This window comes from Halomicrobium katesii DSM 19301 (assembly GCF_000379085.1).
Classification (GTDB): domain Archaea; phylum Halobacteriota; class Halobacteria; order Halobacteriales; family Haloarculaceae; genus Halomicrobium; species Halomicrobium katesii.
The window spans coordinates 696,467-712,665 of sequence record NZ_KB905378.1 but is presented as its reverse complement, the minus strand read 5'-3'; the positions used below and the strand labels follow the sequence as shown (position 1 = coordinate 712,665).

Below are 16,199 nucleotides of genomic sequence, written 5' to 3'. Positions count from 1 at the left end.
CTCAGGTGCCCGGGGCGTCGTTCCAGAGGTCGACGTGGAGTCGCGGCGTGTATCGGTAGCCGTGTTCCAGCGCGAGGTCGGCCACGACCCCGCGCGTCTCGTCGAGATCCGAACGCGTCTGCCCCTCGGGCATCAACAGCACGTCTGCGTCGTCGATCGTCGTCTCGGTTCGCTCTCGAAGCTCCTCGACCGTCCGGTCGATCTCCGCCACGTCGTCGGGACCGGTGACGACGAACTTCAGCTGGGTCGGGTAGCGCTCGACGAGCGTCGCCAGCGCCTCGTGGTCGAGGCGGCGCTGCTCGTGGCGTCGCTCCCAGTCGCCCTCGCCGGTCGGGTCCCGCTCGGGCGTCGGCGTCGAGGACGCCAGCTTCGGACTGACACTCGCCAGGTCGATCGGCGCGTCGACGGCGACGGTCCCGTTGGTCTCGACGGTGGTGTGGTAGCCTCGTTCGTCGAGTCGCTCCAGCAGGTCGACGGTCTCCTCGTGGATCAGCGGCTCGCCGCCGGTCACCACGACGTGGTCGGCCTCGTAGCCCTCGATCTCGGCGACGATCTCGTCGATCGTCAGCCAGGCGTGGCTGGGCTCCCAGGAGGTGTGATAGGAGTCACAGAACCAACACCGGAGGTTACAGCCACTCGTCCGGACGAACACCGACGGGACCCCCGCCAGCTTCCCCTCGCCCTGGAGCGAGTGAAACAGCTCGTTGATCGGTAGGGCGTCGGCCTCTGGCGGCGTCTCGGCCGCTCGCTCCGCGACCGGGTCGGCGTCGACGGGCATCTACGGCCCCGCTGCGAGTTCGCCCGTCTCGCGGACGGTCACTCCCACGTCGCTGACGGTGTCCGGAAGTGATTCAGCGAGTCGCTCTTCGAGGACGATCGCCATCACTTCTGCTGTCGGCGGGTGGTCGAGCACGACCAGCGCGTCGCCGTCGCCGCTGCGCTCGAAGGCGTCGACGAGGGGATCGCCCGCTTCGACGAGGAAGCGGTGGTCCCACTCGTCGATGGCGTCGGTCACGTCGCCCTTGTCGACGACCCACCCCTCCGCCGTGAGCGCTCCGGTCACCCGGACCGTCACCTCGTAGTTGTGGCCGTGGGGCCGACTGCACTTCCCGTCGTGGTGCATGATACGGTGGCCCGTGCTGATCCGGATGGGACGGTCGCCGCCGACGACGAGTTCTCGCTCGCCCGCGTCGGCGATCGCGTCCGACCGCTCGGTCGATAATCCTTCAGCCATACCTGGGTATTACTCTGGGGGTGCTTAAAACGTCCGAACCGTCGAAACCGATAGGGGGATCCGGCCCTCACGGGAAGACGTGACACGCGCTGCCGTCAGGGACGGGTTCGAGCGGTACGTCAACGGACTGGCCAGCGAGACCAGCGACGCCTTCAGCATTTCGCGGGCGCTGCGCAGCGCCACCGGTCCGGAGGGGGCGGTGATCGATCGCCTCCTCTCGCACAGCGAAACGGTCGACCGGAAGATCGTCCAGCCAGAACTGCAGTCCTACCGAGACGCGATCCTCCACCAGTTCGACGCGGTCCTCTCCTATGCCGCCAGTGACGACGACTTCGAGGCCTTCGCCGACGAGATTCTGGCCCGCGACCTCTACTGGAACGCACTCCGGTCCGACGTCCCACCGGACCGCAAAGGCGAGCTCCGCGAGACGCTGCTGGCTCGCCAGCGACGCATGGGCGACGCCGTCGCGCCCCTGGTCGCCGCGGACGCTGACTCGCTGTGGGCCGCCGCGGCGACCGCCTACGACTGGGAGGCGACGACCGACCTGATCGACGCCCAGTTTGCCTTCACCGAGCCGCTGCACGCCTCGCCCGAGGCCTACGCACTGACCATCGACATCGACCCCGGCGACCTGCTTGGCGGGCTGGCACGCGCGCTCCCGTCGATCACGGTCGACTACACCGACGAGGCGCTGCGGGCGATGACCCAGGCCGAGGCGTTCGTCGTCGATCGGGCGAAAGCCGACGCCGAATCGCACTTCGAGTAGCCGCTCCGTCCGCCCTCTCCCGTTCTCGGCCGAACTCCCGCGCCACTGCCGCAGTCAGGCGTCCGTTTCGGCGGCCTCGTCGGCCCGAGCGTGGCGCGTCCAGCGCTTCTCGACGTCGCGGTTGGCGACGACCACGAGGTTCCCCTCGCCGGTCTCGATCCGGGTCTTCCGGAGGTCGATACTCACGAGTCGGCCCGTCACCGACGCGGTCTCGACGCGGTCCCCCTCCGAGAAGTCCTCGTCTTGCAGGAGGTACACCCCCGCGACCGTGTCGGCGATCATCTCCTTGAGCGCGAACGCGACGCCCAGTCCGATGAACCCGCTGGCGGTGCCGAGGCTGGCGGCCACGTCGCCGAGTCCCACGACCTTCAGGAGCCCCAGTGTCGCGCCGAACCACAGGAAGATCCCGACGACGGTGACCACGAGGTCGACGACGAGCTGCTCCTCGTCCCGGTAGAGCCGATCGACGACCGACCGGACGACCGCCAGCACGAGCTTGATCGTCAGGTACGCGAGCACGAGAAAGAGCAGTCCCGACAGCAGCCGCGGAATCGACGCGAGGATGTCGTCGACGAACTCGTCGATAATCGCCACCGTCGACGGCTGGGAGGTCGGCTCCGGCGTCGCTCCTTGCAACATGATCTCGCCTACGTGCCACTCCCGAAAGAGCGTGGGGGTCCCCACGGGACCGGGTCGTCGGGACTGGCACTGCCGCCGTCACAGATGGACTGCCAGTCGTGTGATCTACTCGTCCCGGTCGGCGACCTTCACCAGCTGCTTGCCGATGTTCTCGCCCTCGAAGAGGCCCAGGAAGGCGTCGGGGGCGTTCTCCAGGCCCTCGGTGACGGTCTCGCGGTACTGGACCTGGCCGCGCTGGACCCACTCGCCAAGCTGGCGGGTCGCGGCCTCGAAGCGCGGCTGGAAGTCGCCGACGAGGAACCCTTCGACGGTGGCGCGCGTCTCGACCAGCGTCGCCAGCTTGCGCGGGCCGGTCGGGAGCTCGGTCGCGTTGTACTGTGAGATCTGTCCACAGACGGCGACGCGGGCGTCGACGTTGAGCCGTGTGAAGACGGCGTCGGTGATCGGGCCGCCGACGTTGTCGAAGTAGGCGTCGACGCCGCCGGGGGCCGCCTCGTCGAGTGCCGCCCCGTAGTCGTCGGTCGTCTTGTAGTTGATGCCGGCGTCGAAGCCGAGTTCGTCTTCGAGGAACTGGACCTTCTCGTCGGAGCCGGCGAAGCCGACCACGTCAGCGCCCTGGAGTCCCGCGATCTGGCCGGCGACCGAGCCGACCGCGCCCGCCGCGCCGCTGACGACGAACGTGTCGCCCGCGGTCGGCTGTGCGATCTCCTTGGTCCCGAAGTACGCCGTGCGGCCGGGCATGCCCAGCACGCCCAGCGCCGTCGAGATCGGGGCCAGCTCGGGGTCGATGGGGTACAGCTCCGTCCCCGGCGCGGTTGCGTAGTCGGCCCATTCGAGTTCACCCGTGACGACGGTCCCCGCTTCGAGGCCCGCGCCGTTGGACTCGACGACTTCCCCGACGACGGCGGCCTCCATCGGATCGCCGACGCCCCACGGATCGGCGTAGGACTCGCGGGCGTCCATCCGACCGCGCATGTAGGGGTCGACCGAGAGGTACAGCGTCCGGACGAGCGCTTCGCCGGGGCCTGGCGTCGGTACGTCGCGCTCTGCCAGCTCGAAGGTGTCCTCGTCCGGTCGTCCGTCGGGTCGCTCCGCAAGCAAGAAGACGCGGTTGGTGTCTGACATCGATCTCACTTCGACGGGCACCCGGAAGTGGCTTCGGACACCGCACGTCCGTTTGTGTGCGTTGTTGGGCGCGCAGTGAATCACTGGCCAGCGCCGGGCGGCACTCTGAAGCCACTGGCCGAACACTCCCGGACAGAGCGATGGCGAGCGAGCTGACCCTCCGACGGTACGACCCGCGAGACGCCCACGCCGTCTGGGAGCTCCACGAGTGGGCGATGCGTGTCGCCGGCACCGATCCGGCAGACGTGCCCGGCACCGACGACCTCCGGGAGATCGAGACCCAGTACCTCGACGTGGGCGGGGAGTTTCTGGTCGGTATCGGGGACGGCGAGGACGAGAGCGACGCCGCCGTCCCCGAGACGTTCGACGGGCCGGTGGTCGCGATGGGCGGGATCTTGCCCTCGGAGTCGGGCCACGACGACGAGCGGACGGTCCCCGGCGCTGGCGAACTCCATCGGATGCGCGTCGCCCCGCCGATGCAGGGCCGTGGCCACGGCCGGGACCTGCTGGCGACACTCGAAGGCCGGGCCGCCCAGCTGGGTTTCGAGACGCTGCTGGCGACGACGGCCGTCCGTCAGGAAGCGGCGGCGCGGTTCTACCCCGCTGCGGGCTATCGCGAGGTCGACCGCTCGACCCAGGGCGAGTACGAGCTGATCCACTTCGAGAAGACGCTGTGAGCGCCACGCTGCGCCGCCCGCCGTCGCGGCTCGGTCGCTCGGTTCCGCTGGATTTATCAAAATATTATTTCAAGCGCTAGTATGGATCGACGGACGTTCCTGACGACGACCTGTGCCGGCACGGCGGCCCTCTCTGGGTGCCTGTCCTCGCTTCCGTGGACGAGCGGGGGGAACACGCCACTGCCGGAGGTCCCCGGCGGCTCCTGGACACAGCACGGGGCCGACGCGGCCAACACGTTCGCCCCGGATGTCGCCGCGCCCTCGCGGGCGAGCCACGCCTGGACATCGGCGGCGTTCACGCGCTGGGACCCCGTGATCGTCGACGGGACGATCTACACCACGAACTTCGACCCCAGCAACGACGGTAGCGCCATCGCGCTCGACGCACGGGACGGCAGCGAACGGTGGCGAACGACGCTCGACAGGGAGGGTCGTCACGGGCGCGCCCTCGTCGACGGCCGGTTTATCGTCGCACACGGCTCCGGACTCGTCGCCCTCGATACACGGGACGGCACCGTCGACTGGCGACGCCCGAACGAGAGCTTCGACGAGCGGTTCACCGAACTGCTGGCCGTCGACCGCTCGACGGGGACGATCGTCGTCTCGTACGCCGACGGTCTCAGGGCGTTCGAGGCGGCGGAGGGACAACAGCGCTGGAAAGCGCCCGAACTGCCGGGCCAGCGGGTCACACCTGCCATCGCCGACGGGACGGTCTACGCCGTCGGCAGCGTCGACGGGGCGGCCACTCTCGCCGCGCTCGCGCTCGCCGACGGATCGGTCCGCTGGACGCGCTCGCTCGACGGCCGGTCCCCGAGCGCGCCGGTCGTGACCGACCGCGGCGTCCTCGTCGTCGACGACCGGACGCTCGTCGTCCACGACCGGGAGACGGGCGACCGCCGCGGCGAACGCCACTCGTTCGACTACGACGGGACGACCTTCGACGCGACGGTCGCTACCGACGGCGGGACCGCGTTCGTGACCAGCGACGACGGACTCACCGCCGTCGACATCGCCGACGGAACGACGCGGTGGCAGTACGACGAGTGGGTGTACACCGCCGGCTGCTCGGTCGGGACCGAGACCGTGGTCGCGATGGCCGACGGCGGCGAGTCCACCGACCGGACGATCACCGCGTTCGACCGCGAGACGGGCGAGGCGCGCTGGGACTACGTGATTGACGGCTTCCACACGCCCTCGATCCCGCCGAGCCTCGCCGACGGGGCCGTGTTCTTCGCGACCAGCAGCAGCGACGGCCTCGTCGCCATCGGGGACGTTCCGGAGTAGGAACGCGTCGCCGCCGGGAACACTCCACAACCGGGGCGAGCGCGCCCCAACGACCGCCTCGCCGCCCGCACGGCCGGTCCCAGCATTCGAACCAGTTGCTTGCCGAACACCTTCGGGAGATTTTTGACTCCTGGTATGCTATAACGGGACATGGCTGACGCACCGCACGGCGTCGACGATCCGGTCGACGATCCGGTCGACGAACTGAGCGAAACCGAGGAGTTCGACAGCCTGATCGGCATCGTCGGCGACGGCGTCGTCGGCGCGGCGGGGGGGCTCGTCGGGACGGCGCTGTCGACGGTCGTCCTCCTCATCGCGGAGAGTCTCGGCGTCTTCGAACGGTCGGCGTTCGCGCTGCTGACCGAACTCGTCGGCATCGAGGAACTGGTCCCCTCGATCCTCGCGGGCTATCTCATCTTCCTCGCCGGTGGGATGGTTCCCTGGCCGCTGCTGTACGTCTCGCTCAAGGAGTACCTGCCCGGCCGCCGGGACCCCGTCATACGGACGGTTGTAGGCGTTAACCCAGTCGACCGCACGACGGCGTGCGGTCGATCTGGTAAAGACCTACAACTTTCCGTATCAGCGGCGCGTTCTTCGGGTTCGCGATCTGGACCGGCTTCGCGCTGGGCTTTTACACCGGCCAGTCCGGCCTCGCGCTCGTCGGCTACGCCGTCCTGACGCTGCTGGCACACGTCGTCTACGGCGTCGGCCTCGGACTCGTCTTCGAGTACTTCCGGACCCGGCCCGGCTCGATCGTCTGACCTCCCGACGGCCGAGAGCGGTACGCTTGTCTCCCTCGCCGGCCACGGGACGCGTATGCACCTCTCCGAGGCCACCTGGACCGACGCCGCGGATCTCGACACGGACCTGGCAATCCTGCCGGTCGGCAGCACCGAACAGCACGGCCCCCACGGCCCGCTCGGAACCGACGTTCTCACGGCCGAGGCCGTCGCCGAAGCCGGGGCCGAGGCCTACGACGGCGAGGTCGTCGTCGCGCCCGCGATTCCGGTCGGCGTCGCCGAGGAGCACCGTCACTTCGCGGGGACGCTGTGGGTCGGCGAGGACACTTTCCGGGACTACGTTCGCGAGACCGTCGCGAGCCTCGCCAGCCACGGCTGGGATCGGGTCGTCGTCGTCAACGGCCACGGCGGCAACGTCGACGCGCTCCGAGAAGTCTGCGGTCGCGTTACCCGCGACGGGACGGCCTACGCGGTCCCGCTGACCTGGTTCGACGCCGTCGACGCCCCCGACATGGGCCACGGCGGTCCGGTCGAGACGAGCCTCCTCCTGTCGACGGCTCCGGAGCTCGTGCGCACCGATCGGCTCGAAGCGAGCGCCGCGAATGGGGCCGACTCGTGGGGCGCGTTCGAACACGGGGTGAATCTGGCCTACGACACCGAGGCGTTCAGCGAGAACGGAACGGTCGGCGATCCGAGAGACGCGAACCGAGAACGGGGCGACGCACTGCTCGACGCGGCGAGCGACGCGCTGGCGGACGTGCTGGCGAGCGTACGAGAGCGGGACCGCTAGGCCTCCGCTTCGGCCTCCGGGTCGTCGTCGGCGTCCGCGTCGGCGTCCGCGTCGTCGTCGGTCTCCTCGTCTGCGTCTTCGGCGGCGAACTCTTCGAGGGTGCCCCGGAGCTGTGGGACGGTACTAGTCAGCTCGCCCACCTGCTCGCGGGCCGTCTCCACGTCTTCGAGCAGCGTTTCGAGCGCGGCGATGTCCGCTTCGAGGTCATCGGCGTCCTCGAAGGCGTCGGCGCGCTCGCCCATCGTGTACCACTTCTTGGCGTCCCGGAGGTGTTCCTCGGCGTCGTCCACGTCGAGCGCGCCCTTCAGCGCGTTGAGCACGCCCAGCGTGTTGTCGGCCTCGACGTTCCAGATGTCGTCGGCCACCGGGAGGACCGCGCGCGCTTCGTCGAGCGAGGCCTCGACGTCCTCGCGCATCTCGGAGGCGGCCTCGCCGAACAGTTCGTCGTCGTCGAGCGTCGATTGGCTCATAGCCACACGTTCACACGGCGGGGAATTAAAAGCCCGCCTGAAAGTGAAAGTGTAACCGCAAGCGCGCGGCCGACCGTGAGCGGCGAAACCGAAAGGCGCTATTGCATCGCGTCGTCGGCTCGCAGCCCCTCGCGAATCTCCGGGATCGGGTCGAGGTCGGCGTCGATCCCGCCAAGCACCAGCATCGCGTAGTAGCGCAGGAACGACTGGAGGGGGGCCTGTACGAGTCCGCCAACGAGCAGGGCCACCACGAGGAAGCCCAGTCCCAGCACGGCGTAGACCGCGATCGCGGCCGTACTGAACGCGGCGAACGTGTAGACGCCGAAGGCGACGAGCCCGAACGGAATCGCCGCGAGCGCGAGCGCGAACAGCATGACGATGCTGCCGACGATCCCGACGCCGATCCCCAGCAACACGCTGACGACGAGGTAAACGAGGTACTCCGCGAGGTGACTGGTGATCGACGACCACAGCCGACGCCACGCAGAGAGCAGGCCGCGGTCCTCTGCCAGCATGATCGGGACGACGAACACGGTCGTGAACCCGTTGACGATCCCGATGGCGATCACCAGGAGCACGGTCAACGGGAACGCCAGCACGAGCAGGCCCAGCGACGCCGCGATGTTGTCGAGGCCGCCGGCGACCAGCAGTCCCACCAGGAACAGTCCGACCACGAACACCCCCGCGGCGAGGACGACCGCGATCTGAAAGCCCAGCAGTCTGAGGCCGTTGCCGACGTTGCGCGAGAAGTACCGTCGGACGTGGACCTCGCGCTCGAACAGCGACTCGACGAAGACGAACTCCATGATCGGCGAGGCAAACAGCAGCAGGAGGGCAAACAGGACGGCAAACCCGACGACGGCGATCGCGACTGCACCGAACGCGATGTCGGGCATCACGGTCCCGGCTCCGGCACCCGGCGCGGTACCGGGGTCACCGTTGCCAGCGAACTGTCCTGCGTTGCCAGCGTTGTTCAGGACGCCACCGCCGCCGGTGACGAAGAACATGATCACTGCGAGACGAAGCCACGTTCCGCGGTCGAAGGGGAGGAGGAATCCCTTCGTGGCGTCGATTGCGTCGTCGATAGCATCCAGGGCAGCGTATCCCATGTACGGCGCTACAGCGACGACGGCACTAAAATTATCGCTTTCCGAACACACCTCGCGGACGCTACTCGGGGGCGTCCACGTCGTCGACCGCCATCAGCGGATAGTCGCCGTCCATCCGCATGCTCGTCTCGACGGCGACGCCCTCGTAGTCGACCGTCATCTCGACCTCGGCGAAGCGACCGGTGAACTCGGTGTAGTCGGCGGACTGGTCCTCGATTTCGGCGCGCAGCGCGTCCTCGCGGATCTCGACGGTCACGTCCTCGCAGTGGGGCTGGTTCTCGATGGCTTCGGTCATCGCCGCCGCCAGCGAGTCGGCGCTGTCGGGACTGATCGGCGTCCCCGCGAACTGGTGGTACAGCGAGCCGAACTTCACGCCCGCCTCGAAGCACGCGACCTGTGGATCTGTCGGGTCCATACCCGTCGGTGGGGGCGACCTGACGAAAGACTGTCGAGAGGGCACCGAAACCGCAAGGTACGTATCGCCCCCGCCGTAGCATCTACTTGAATGAACGAGCCTGTTCTGCTCACGGGCGCTGGCGGTGCGGTTGGGGAGGCCATCCTCGGTGGGCTCGAAGACGACTACGAGTGGAAGCTCATGTTCCACAGTCCGCCGGTCGAGGAGCCCGACCACGACTACGTCGTCGGCGACGTGTCCGACGACGAGGACGTTCGGGCCGCCGTCGAGGGCGTCGGCGCGATCATCCACCTGGCGGGGGACCCGCGACCCGACGCGCCGTGGAACTCCGTCCTGGCGAACAACATCGACGGCACCCAGAAGATGTACGAGGCGGCCGTCGACGAGGGGGTCGAGCGGTTCGTCTACGCCTCCTCGAACCACGCCGTCGGTGCCTACGAGGACGAGCGCGCTCCCGACCTGTACCGCACCCACGACGACTTCCGACTCGACGGCTCCGAGTTCCCCCGCCCGGGGAACCTCTACGGCGTCTCGAAGGCCACCGGGGAGATCATCGGCCGGTACTACCACGACGAGTACGGGATCGACGTGTGCAACGTCCGCATCGGCAACCTCACGAAGGGCCATCCGCCGATCGACTACGAGCGCGGCCAGGCGATGTGGCTCTCCTACCGCGACTGCGCTCACATCCACGAGCGAGCCCTCCTCGCCGACTACGACTTCGAAATCGTCTACGGCATCTCCGACAACGATCGCAAGTACTACTCCCTGGAGCGGGCCACAGAGGTGCTCGGCTACGAACCCCAGGACAACTCGGCGCACTTCGACGGCGAGGAGCGGGTCGTCGAGACGGAGTAATTCCGCCATATTCTCCGGGAACGGACTTCGAGATCGTCTACGGCATCCTCGCGAGCGAAGCGAGCGAGGGCTCGACAGGCGAGCGTAGCGAGCCTGTCGGTGTCTCCGACAACGATCGCAAGTACTACTCGCTGGAGCGGGCCACAGAGGTGCTCGGCTACGAACCCCAGGACAACTCGGCGCACTTCGACGGCGAGGAGCGCGTCGAAACTGACGGCTGACGGCCGGCGACGCGGTTCGGGTCGACGGTGACACGGTGGGGCCGGCGGGTCGACGACACTGCGTTCTCAATCGTCGAACACGTTCGTCTCGAACTCGCTACTGGACTCTCGGAGCAAGCGGTCGGTCCCGTCGTGGCGCTGCAGATCCCCTGCGTCCAGCGTCTGGTTCACTTCTTCGATAGTCTGGGGGGGCACCTTCTCGGTCACCTCGAACTCCTCGACCGGGCGGACCACTCCCCACATCGCGCCGGCCGCGTGAAGCACGACGGCCAGCGGTGTCAGGACCAGGAAGACGGGCCAGAGCACGGGATGTTTCCGATAGGCGACGACGCCGAGCAGCATGTACACGAACAGGATACCCAGCAGCGCCGTCGAGAGGAGACCGTACAGTTCGATGCCGGGCGCGCTGCCCGGCAAGAGGTAGGAGGCGACCACCAACAGCGGCACGAACGGCGAGAAGGCCCACGCGACGACGCGCGTCAGATACAGCGGCCGGTACGACGCCGGCAAGAGGTGGTCGTCGCCGACTGTGCCGGACATCCAGCGCCGACGCTGCTTGAGCATCGACGTGACTGAGGGCGGGGCCTGGTTTCGAAAGCGCGCGTCGACGAGTCGATACTCGAGGTCGTACCGGTCGGCAGCGCGCCAGATCAGGTTCGTGTCTTCGGTGATCGTGGCCACGTCCCAGCCGAGTTCCTGTTCGATCTCGTGGCGGAGTGCGAAGCCGCCGCCCCAGGCGTACAGCGGGTAGGTCAGCCGGTGAAAGCCGAACTGTTCGAACTGATAGCCCGTTCGGAAGACCTCACACAGATACGTCAGCCGCGAGCCGGTGTAGATCGGTTTCTCGGTGAACTGCACGAAATCGGCGTCCGGGAGCCCGGCCAGCTCCGTCACGATCGTGTCTTCGTCGAGGTAGAGGACGTACTCCGCGTCGCACTCGACGTTGCGCCGCGCCCACTCGACGGCGCGGCCCTTGTTCGTCGCCGTGCAGGTGAATTCGTCCGGGACGACGTGGACCGTCGCGCCGTCGATCTCGATGTCGCCCTCGGCGATGACGCGCACGTCCGCGACCGCGTCCGGTATCGCGGCCACCGTCTGCTGGACGACCGGAGCGGCGTCGATCGTGAGCACCCGGACCTGCACGTCGTCCAGTCCCCACGCGGTCTCGTCGGCCGACGCCCACCCCCGGGACAGCACGCCCGTCTCGACGAGCCACCACAGCGATGAGAAGCCGTACACGCCAAGGGCGGCCCACAGCAAGGTCGCGAGAACGAGCTGGCCCGAAACTGGCCCGATCATAGCCAACTCATACTCGTCTTGTCATCTATGTCTGACGGTTTCTCGGCCAGCTGCGTGCCGCGTAGCCACTCGGTGGCACCGCTGCCGACCGCTCTCTGTGCAGCGAACGACCGAGACGAAGCCGGTGGCTATCGCCACCGACGCGCTCGCGGCGAACGCCCGCCCAGCGGGGCCGCTTCACAGATCGGTCGCGACCCGGAGCTCCGTGTCGGTGACCGTCTCGACGGAGTCGGCGGGTACCTCGATGTCGTCTTCGTCGGCGTCGCCGAAGCCAAAGCCCTGGATCACGCTCTCGGCGATGCCGGGCTCCGGTTCGACGTAGGCCACCTGCTCGTCGGGGTCGACTTCGGTGACGACGCCGATCTGCTCGGCTTCGTTGTCCATCAGGAACTTCCCCTCGTCTGCTGTCGATAGCACTGACATAGCGTCTCGATTACACCGGTGGTCTACAAGAATCTTCCCGAAGGAGACGAGCGTGTGCGGTCGACCGGGAGCGCGGCGACAGTGCCCCGTCTCATACTGCCGGCTGTCACTGTTTCGAGACATTCGCGACTACGGGGCCGCGAAGTTCCGCACGGACTTCCAGTCGGCGGTCTCACTCGAACAGTCCGTTCACGTCCGATTCCCGGTGTTCGCGCCGTTGGACGTGCTCGCCGAGTCTGGTCGCGACGATCGGCCGGCGGTCGCGCTCGCGCACGAACGCGAAGACCAGTCCGGTGTAGGTGCCGCTCTCGTCGGCGGAGACCTCCTCGCGGGCATACTCGATGCCGGCGTCGACGGCGTGCTCGTCGTCGCCCTCGGCCAGCACTCTCGCGGCGACGGCCGTCGCCTCGAAGCCGAGATCGTCGTAGGTCAACCGCCGGCCCTCGTAGACCAGCGGCGGCGCGTCGTCCGGCGTCAGTTTCCGCGAGGCCGTCGCGACGCGACCGAGGAACGACCGGACGGCGTCCAGCTCGACGCCGCGGTACGCCGCCGGCAGGTCGGCGAGATACGCCGCCGCGCTTTCGGCCAGCCCCGTGGCCCCGGAGTGGTTCCCGTCGTCGAGGTGGTGGACGACCGCGGTGAACTGGATCAGCCCGTGGAGCAGCCGCTCGTCGTCGGTCCCCTGAGACAGGTCGAGCCAGCGGTCTTCCCAGGCGTCGTGGGCCGCGTGGTACCGGCCCTCGTTGTAGATCGCGACGCCCGCCCGGAGGTGATCGCGCATGCACGGGCTTCGGTCCCGGCGGGCAAAACGCCTGGGGACTCCTCCTCGATCAACATTCCGCCGGTCGCCGGATCACAAGAATTAGGCACTGGTACCACTCAGTTGCGGTCGTGACACTCACCGACACGCAGTTCGAACAGTACCAGCGAGACGGCTACGTCGTCGTCGAGGACGCCCTCGACGCCGAGATGGTCGACCGCGTGAAGCGACGCCTGCGAGCGTACACTCACGGCGACCGCACAGTCGAGGGGTTCAAGTCACAGATCGAGCCGGCCGTCGAACGCGGCGAGGTCGATGTCGAGGAATCGGGCGACGCGGTGCGGAAGTTCGAGGGACTGGGGATGGTCGAGACCGACGACGTGTTCCGATCGGTCGCCGACGACGACACGATCGTCGACACGGCCGCCGAACTGCTCGGGCCGAACCTGAAGCTCCTGCGCAGCGCCGCGATGTTCAAACCCCCCGCGGTCGGGAGCGAGAAGGGGTTCCACCAGGACGCCGCGTACTACCCGATCCAGCCGATGGACCACGTCACCGTCTGGATCGCGCTTGACGAGGCGACGACCGAGAACGGCTGTATGAACGTCGTTCCGGGCGCACACACGGACGGGCTGCTTGGCCACGAGGCCGCCGACTACGACACCGACATCGTCATCGCCGAGGGCGACGTGGACCGGGCCGACGCCGTCCCCGTCCCGATGGAACCGGGCGACGCGCTGTTCGCTCACTGTCTGGTCCCTCACTTCACCGCGCCCAACACGACCGACCAGTGGCGGCGCGCGCTCATCATGTCGTACATGGACGCCCGTTCGCGGTTCACGAAATCGGCCGCGGAGCGTCCGCCGTGGGTCGACTCCGTCCACATCCGGGGCGAAGAGTTCCCCGGCTGTGTGTAGACCGTCGCCGGCCCCACACGTCGTCCCGACGCGATATCGACCGTCGCCTCTCGTCGTCGGACGGACAGTCGTCACTCGAAGTGTGGTGAAAGAAAAACGTCCGGACAGCGATTTGAACGCTGGTCCCTGGCTCCGCAAGCCAAGAGGATAGTCCACTACCCTACCCGGACTCATATCGACGAACGGGGGAGCGTTGTAAAGGGGTTACGGTTCGAGCGGGCACTGCGAGACGATACCACGAGTGTCGCCGCCGTGGCGTCGCCGACGCTACTCGGAGCGCTCCACTGTCGCGCGGCGGGGCCGTTCCCGTCGAGTTGACGACCACAAGCTAATTACTTTCAGCGCTTCTGGCGGGGAACGTGGAGCGTAGAACGATATTGGCCCGGCTCGGCGGGCTCGTGACGGCGGGACTGGCGGGCTGTGTGTCCGGCAGCGACGGCGGCGGCCCTCCCCAGCGGACGACGACTCAGACAGCCATGACTCCGACACTCGACGACGCGACGATCGCGGTACAGCGCAACGACTGTGGACAGACGACCAGCGACGCGACGGTGTCGTTCGCGGAGCACGTGGCCGTTTCGGGGACGATCTGGGCTCCGGACCCCGGCTGGACGGCGGTCCTGTCGGCTGCGAGCTACGACGCCGACGCCGACGAACTGACCGTCGCCGTCGGTGTCGAACCGCGGGACGACAGCGGCCCGGTCGTCCAGTGTATCGCCGAGATTGAGTACCGGGTCACGGCGACGTTCTCGGATGGCCTGCCCGGGAGCGTGACGGTCACACACGAGACCGACGAGGGTGTGGAGACGGTTGCGACGGCGACGGCGTGACCCCGCCGGCGGTCCGTGCGTTTATTCGTGAACGCGACCCATCGCCCCTATGCCACCGAGCCGAGGGGCGGAAACCACCGGACGTGAGCGGTGCGTTCTCGTAACGACAACGCTTAAGCGGCGGCCAACCTTGCCTCGTATAGATCAATGGGTGCGATAGGAGACATCTACGCGGACCTCGAGACGGACGAGGTCTCCGAAGAGGAGTTCCGCGAGGCCGTCGAGGAGAAGGTCGAGCAGATGGGCGGGCTCGCAGACGAGGAGACCGCCGCGATGTTGCTCGCACACGAACTCAACGAGAACGAGGTCAACGCGGTCGCCGACATCGAGCCGGGGATGAACGAGGTGAAGTTCATCGCGAAGGTGATGTCGGTCGGCGATCTGCGCACCTTCGAGCGAGACGGCGACGGTGAGGACGAACCCGACGAGGGCCGCGTGATCAACGTCGAGGCGGCCGACGAGACGGGATCGGTTCGACTGGCGTTCTGGGACCAGGAAGCCGAGTCCATCGCAGAGGGACAACTCGACGTTGGCGACGTGTTACGCGTCGCCGGCCGGCCACAGGAGGGGTACAACGGGCTCGAAGTATCGGTCGACAAGGCCGAACCCGACGCGGACGCGACTGTCGACGTCGAGCCGGGCGGGGGGTCGACCATCGACGCCCTGAGCATGGGCCAGTCCGACGTCGACGTGTGCGGCGTGGTTCTCGACACCGACTCGATTCGAACCTTCGACCGCGACGACGGCAGCGAAGGGCGGGTCGCGAACCTGACGATCGGCGACGAGACCGGGCGGGTCCGGGTGACCCTGTGGGACGACCGGGCCGACCGCGCCGAGGAGATCGACCCGGGGACGGCCGTCGAGATCGTCGACGGCTACGTCCGCGAGCGCGAAGGGAGTCTCGAACTCCACGTCGGCGACCACGGTGCCGTCGACGAGATCGACGAGGAGGTCGCCTTCGAGCCCGACGCCGCCGCGATCGAACGCGTCGAGATCGGCGAGACTGTCGACATTGCCGGCGTCGTTCGCTCGGCCGATCCGAAGCGAACCTTCGATCGCGACGACGGCAGCGAGGGCCAGGTTCGCAACGTCCGGATTCAGGACGCGACCGGTGACATCCGCGTCGCGCTCTGGGGCGACAAGGCGGACAAGGAGATCGCACCCGGCGACGAGATCCTCGCCGCCGACGTGGAGATCGACGACGGGTGGCAAGACGACAAGGAAGCCTCTGCGGGCTGGCAGTCGACAGTGGTCGTCCTCGACGGTGCCGCCAGTGCTCCGGAGAGTGGCGGTGGTGACCAGCAGACCGCAAGCGCCGACGGCGGGAACGAGTCCGCCGGGCTGGACGCCTTCGCCGACGACGGGGCCGACGAGCACACCGACGACGCGAGCGAGACTGCCGGCGACGCAGACGCGACCACCGGCGAGACGATCGAGTTCACCGGGACGGTCGTCCAGACCGGCGACCCGGTCGTACTCGACGACGGCGAAGAGACGATGAGCGTCGAGACGGACGAACGCGTCCAGCTCGGTCAGGAGGTCACGGCCCGCGGGACCCTCCGAGACGACCGACTCGACGCCGACGACGTGTTCTGACGCGCCGAGCGCAGTTACGGAAACTCTTAAGGCTGCGACAGTCCCG

General features: G+C 68.0%; 20 protein-coding genes, 1 tRNA gene and 1 pseudogene. 11 read left to right on the top strand and 11 right to left on the bottom strand.

Annotation, left to right across the window (positions count from 1 at the left end; all coding sequences use genetic code 11):
• Position 1 precedes the first annotated feature (1 nt).
• Both HALKA_RS0103705 and HALKA_RS0103700 read right to left on the bottom strand, forming a co-directional pair.
• Positions 2–778 (bottom strand): 7-carboxy-7-deazaguanine synthase QueE, encoded by a 777-nt coding sequence (locus HALKA_RS0103705; protein ID WP_018256722.1) that lies wholly within the window; start codon positions 776–778, stop codon positions 2–4.
• Positions 779–1,234, bottom strand: a complete 456-nt coding sequence (locus HALKA_RS0103700) for a 6-pyruvoyl trahydropterin synthase family protein (protein ID WP_015761570.1) — start codon at positions 1,232–1,234, stop codon at positions 779–781. It abuts the gene before it with no gap.
• 79 nt (positions 1,235–1,313) lie between these two features.
• On the opposite strand from HALKA_RS0103700, the gene HALKA_RS0103695 reads away from it, so the two are divergent.
• Complete coding sequence (locus HALKA_RS0103695) at positions 1,314–2,000, top strand: hypothetical protein (protein WP_018256721.1); 687 nt, start codon at positions 1,314–1,316, stop codon at positions 1,998–2,000.
• Positions 2,001–2,054: 54 nt separating this feature from the next.
• Here HALKA_RS0103695 and HALKA_RS0103690 read toward each other — a convergent pair whose 3' ends face one another.
• Both HALKA_RS0103690 and HALKA_RS0103685 read right to left on the bottom strand, forming a co-directional pair.
• On the bottom strand, positions 2,055–2,639 hold the full coding sequence (locus tag HALKA_RS0103690; RefSeq protein ID WP_018256720.1) for a mechanosensitive ion channel domain-containing protein: 585 nt from the start codon (positions 2,637–2,639) through the stop codon (positions 2,055–2,057).
• Positions 2,640–2,744: 105 nt separating this feature from the next.
• Positions 2,745–3,764, bottom strand: coding sequence for an NADP-dependent oxidoreductase (locus HALKA_RS0103685; RefSeq protein WP_018256719.1), 1,020 nt, complete (start codon positions 3,762–3,764; stop codon positions 2,745–2,747).
• Between the two features lie 140 nt (positions 3,765–3,904).
• Between HALKA_RS0103685 and HALKA_RS0103680 the strand changes: the two genes are divergently transcribed.
• From HALKA_RS0103680 to HALKA_RS0103665, 5 genes are all read left to right on the top strand, one after another.
• Positions 3,905–4,441 carry a GNAT family N-acetyltransferase gene (locus tag HALKA_RS0103680; RefSeq protein WP_018256718.1) on the top strand — a complete coding sequence of 179 codons (537 nt, stop codon included), beginning with the start codon at positions 3,905–3,907 and terminating at the stop codon, positions 4,439–4,441.
• Between the two features lie 81 nt (positions 4,442–4,522).
• On the top strand, positions 4,523–5,725 hold the full coding sequence (locus tag HALKA_RS0103675; protein WP_018256717.1) for a PQQ-binding-like beta-propeller repeat protein: 1,203 nt from the start codon (positions 4,523–4,525) through the stop codon (positions 5,723–5,725).
• A gap of 150 nt (positions 5,726–5,875) precedes the next feature.
• A complete protein-coding gene (locus tag HALKA_RS19025; RefSeq protein ID WP_245545318.1) occupies positions 5,876–6,403 on the top strand; it encodes a DUF6789 family protein in 528 nt (175 codons plus the stop codon).
• On the top strand, positions 6,331–6,486 hold the full coding sequence (locus HALKA_RS22335) for a DUF6789 family protein (protein WP_394324986.1): 156 nt from the start codon (positions 6,331–6,333) through the stop codon (positions 6,484–6,486). The genes HALKA_RS19025 and HALKA_RS22335 overlap by 73 nt, the downstream gene beginning before the upstream one ends.
• Before the next feature lie 55 nt (positions 6,487–6,541).
• Positions 6,542–7,255: a creatininase family protein gene (locus HALKA_RS0103665; RefSeq protein WP_018256716.1), complete on the top strand. Its 714-nt coding sequence runs from the start codon at positions 6,542–6,544 to the stop codon at positions 7,253–7,255.
• Here the strand turns inward: HALKA_RS0103665 and HALKA_RS0103660 are convergent.
• The 3 genes from HALKA_RS0103660 to HALKA_RS0103650 all read right to left on the bottom strand — a co-directional run bounded on the left by HALKA_RS0103660 (position 7,252) and on the right by HALKA_RS0103650 (position 9,249).
• On the bottom strand, positions 7,252–7,725 hold the full coding sequence (locus HALKA_RS0103660; RefSeq protein ID WP_018256715.1) for a DUF5790 family protein: 474 nt from the start codon (positions 7,723–7,725) through the stop codon (positions 7,252–7,254). The two genes, HALKA_RS0103665 and HALKA_RS0103660, sit on opposite strands and share 4 nt — an antisense overlap.
• A 98-nt stretch (positions 7,726–7,823) precedes the next feature.
• Entirely contained in the window at positions 7,824–8,834 is a 1,011-nt protein-coding gene (locus HALKA_RS0103655; protein WP_018256714.1) for a DUF7544 domain-containing protein, read from the bottom strand.
• Positions 8,835–8,895: 61 nt separating this feature from the next.
• Positions 8,896–9,249 carry a dihydroneopterin aldolase family protein gene (locus HALKA_RS0103650; RefSeq protein ID WP_018256713.1) on the bottom strand — a complete coding sequence of 118 codons (354 nt, stop codon included), beginning with the start codon at positions 9,247–9,249 and terminating at the stop codon, positions 8,896–8,898.
• Positions 9,250–9,339: 90 nt separating this feature from the next.
• Between HALKA_RS0103650 and azf the strand changes: the two genes are divergently transcribed.
• Both azf and HALKA_RS21785 read left to right on the top strand, forming a co-directional pair.
• Positions 9,340–10,107, top strand: a complete 768-nt coding sequence (gene azf, locus HALKA_RS0103645) for an NAD-dependent glucose-6-phosphate dehydrogenase Azf (RefSeq protein WP_018256712.1) — start codon at positions 9,340–9,342, stop codon at positions 10,105–10,107.
• Between the two features lie 98 nt (positions 10,108–10,205).
• Positions 10,206–10,328 (top strand): annotated as a pseudogene (locus tag HALKA_RS21785) (NAD(P)-dependent oxidoreductase); the annotation flags it as partial.
• Between the two features lie 66 nt (positions 10,329–10,394).
• Here HALKA_RS21785 and HALKA_RS0103640 read toward each other — a convergent pair.
• The 3 genes from HALKA_RS0103640 to HALKA_RS0103630 form a co-directional block, all read right to left on the bottom strand.
• Entirely contained in the window at positions 10,395–11,627 is a 1,233-nt protein-coding gene (locus HALKA_RS0103640; RefSeq protein ID WP_018256711.1) for a glycosyltransferase family 2 protein, read from the bottom strand.
• A gap of 177 nt (positions 11,628–11,804) precedes the next feature.
• The gene (locus HALKA_RS0103635) at positions 11,805–12,050 is read right to left on the bottom strand and encodes a DUF8593 domain-containing protein (protein WP_018256710.1); all 246 of its coding nucleotides are present in this window, start codon (positions 12,048–12,050) and stop codon (positions 11,805–11,807) included.
• 172 nt (positions 12,051–12,222) lie between these two features.
• Positions 12,223–12,831, bottom strand: a complete 609-nt coding sequence (locus tag HALKA_RS0103630; protein ID WP_018256709.1) for a DUF309 domain-containing protein — start codon at positions 12,829–12,831, stop codon at positions 12,223–12,225.
• A 110-nt stretch (positions 12,832–12,941) separates the two neighbouring features.
• On the opposite strand from HALKA_RS0103630, the gene HALKA_RS0103625 reads away from it, so the two are divergent.
• Positions 12,942–13,727, top strand: coding sequence for a phytanoyl-CoA dioxygenase family protein (locus HALKA_RS0103625; RefSeq protein ID WP_018256708.1), 786 nt, complete (start codon positions 12,942–12,944; stop codon positions 13,725–13,727).
• Between the two features lie 97 nt (positions 13,728–13,824).
• On the opposite strand, the gene HALKA_RS0103620 is transcribed toward HALKA_RS0103625, so the two are convergent.
• Positions 13,825–13,897 (bottom strand) — tRNA-Arg (locus HALKA_RS0103620).
• A 189-nt stretch (positions 13,898–14,086) separates the two neighbouring features.
• Between HALKA_RS0103620 and HALKA_RS0103615 the strand changes: the two genes are divergently transcribed.
• Both HALKA_RS0103615 and HALKA_RS0103610 read left to right on the top strand, forming a co-directional pair.
• Complete coding sequence (locus HALKA_RS0103615; protein WP_245545316.1) at positions 14,087–14,557, top strand: hypothetical protein; 471 nt, start codon at positions 14,087–14,089, stop codon at positions 14,555–14,557.
• Positions 14,558–14,704: 147 nt separating this feature from the next.
• Positions 14,705–16,153: a single-stranded DNA binding protein gene (locus HALKA_RS0103610; protein ID WP_018256706.1), complete on the top strand. Its 1,449-nt coding sequence runs from the start codon at positions 14,705–14,707 to the stop codon at positions 16,151–16,153.
• Positions 16,154–16,199 lie beyond the last annotated feature (46 nt).